Annotated in this window: 2 protein-coding genes; one reads left to right on the top strand and one right to left on the bottom strand. The window is 63.2% G+C overall.

From position 1 onward, the window contains the following. On the bottom strand, positions 1–1,545 hold a 1,545-nt coding region (locus tag JNL55_RS29340; protein ID WP_293863012.1), incomplete at its 3' end, for a serine hydrolase. 274 nt (positions 1,546–1,819) lie between these two features. Here JNL55_RS29340 and JNL55_RS29335 point away from each other — a divergent pair. Next, on the top strand, positions 1,820–2,204 hold a 385-nt coding region (locus JNL55_RS29335; RefSeq protein ID WP_293863010.1), incomplete at its 3' end, for a TonB-dependent receptor plug domain-containing protein.

Raw genomic sequence — 2,204 nt, 5'->3', positions numbered from 1 at the left:
CAACGGACTGATCACGGTGCCGCGATAAATGTCGCCGGCCCAATGATCGAACTCGATTTCGTAGCTGGGGCCAGTGGTGGCGATCAAGCGTCCGTCGCGCTGGAAGACGCGAACCGTGCCGAACTTGGGATTGAGGTACTCGCCAACCATCGCGGTCGGCGACAGCGTCGGCGGTGAGTTGGTGGGGCGCGCGGCGTTGAGTTGTGCGAGCTCGGCGAGATTCTCGGTGTGCTCGCGAGCGCCGCGCTCCAGATAGTGCGCTGACCAGTCGATGCTACGTTCGCCGTAGTTCCAATCGAGCACGGTCTGCATGATCGACGGCATCGCGCCGAACGTGCGCGTCGCGTTGTTCGCCATTACGACCACGCCGAACCCGGCGTAGGGATCGACCAGCATCAAGGTGCTGTAGCCGAGTTCACCACCGGAATGACCGACGAGTGTGCGGCCGCGATAGGTGTAGATCTCCAGACCCAGCCCATAGCCAACGGTGCGCAAGTCGTTACGGACATCATTGCGCACCTTCGACCAGTTCATCGGCCAGCCGGGCCGGCGAATCGCATTCAGCTCACGCATGGCTTCGACCGTGCGGGCTTCCAGCGGTGACTTCGAGCCATCTTCCGGGCTCATCAGCACCCGCGCCCAGCGAGCGAGATCGGTGACTGACGTGAACGCGGACTGGCTCGGATCGATGGCGGTGCGATGAAAATGCACCGTGCGATTGGCAAGCTCGTGAGCGTCGTAGACGAAGCGGCCTTGGAAGTGCGCTTCCCATTGCACATGAGGTGCCGCGACGTTGACGCTCGCCGGTACCGCATCGAGTCCGGTGGGCTGCTCCGACCAGCCGTCACCGGTTGGCAACACATTGGCGGCTGGCACGAACTCGTCGCTGCGTGCATAGGTATCGCGCAGCTCCAGCGTTTGCCACAAGCGCTCGTGCAGGAACTGCTCCCACGGTTGGCCGCTGACTTTTTCGAGTACTTGCGACAGCACGATGAAGCCCAGGCTGTTGTAGTCGCCACGACTGCGAAAGGGCACGGCTTGCGGGTAGTGGGCGAGCAGCGCGGTCGCGTTTCGTTCCGAGAGGTTGGGGATCTCCTCCAGGAAGTCGCCGTAGCTGGCGAAGCCGCTGCGATGAGACAGCAAGTCTCGGATCGTGACTTGGGTGCTGATCCAGGGATCGGCCAGCCGAAACTCGGGCAGATACTTCACGATGGGATCGTCCCATTGCACCTTGCCTTCTTGGACTAGCAGGCCGAAGGCGCCAGCGATGAAGGTCTTGGTGACCGAGGCGATGCCGAACAGCGTGCGTCCATCTACTGGCTCGTTGCGATTCCATTGCCGCTTGCCATAGCTGCGGACGACGTCCGGCCGACCGGCACGGACGATGGCGACCGCGGTGCCCGGGATGGACCATTGCTGCATCATCCGCTCGACGCCTCGGTCGAAATCCGGCGGCAGCGGATCCTTGGGCAAATTTGCGCTCCATGCGACGGCTGGTAGCAGCAGCGTGGCGGCGACGACTCGCAGTACATTGAATGCAGGCATGTGAATCCTGGGACTTACGTTGGCCCCATTAGGCCGAGACTTGCCGGGGGTTCGCAGCACAAAGGGGCCTTCGCTAATTTTAGCTCGCTGCCGGCGCCGCGCCGGCCGGCTTGCACTCCCACCCTTCGGCAATCCGCACAAGGTCGCGAAACCTGATTTGTGCTGTGACCTGGCCCCTCGCGACGGCTTAATCGTCCCAACGTTGCGCAACGGCGCCCAACGAATGGGCCGAGCTTGCTCGGCGACTGATAAAAGAACCGTGCGGGAGGTCAAGATGCGTCGTGTTTCGAGCTTGCAGATCGTCGCTGGAGTGTTGAGTGTCGCGGGCGGCGGTGGGGTGTTGGCCGAGAATCTCGAACCCACCCAAGTCGAAGAAGTCATCGTCACCGGTTCCAACATTCGCTCCGGGGCTGCACTTCAAGGCGCACGGCCGGTCGATGTGGTGTCGGCCGAGGACATCGTGGGCAACGGGCCGGCGAAGTTGGTCGATACCTTGCGCGAACAACCCGCGTTCAACGGTGGCGCGGCCGTGGCGGGCGCAGGGCCGGGCGCGGACGGTCGTAGCACGCTCAATCTGCGCGGTCTGGGCGATGCGTACACGCTGGTGCTAGTCAACGGCCGCCGTTTCAGTGCCGTGCGCCCCGCCAACATCAACGAGA

It is taken from the genome of Steroidobacter sp. (assembly GCF_016790065.1).
GTDB lineage: Bacteria > Pseudomonadota > Gammaproteobacteria > Steroidobacterales > Steroidobacteraceae > Steroidobacter.
Note: the sequence above shows the minus strand (reverse complement) of the source record. Positions and strands in the feature narration are given on the sequence as shown.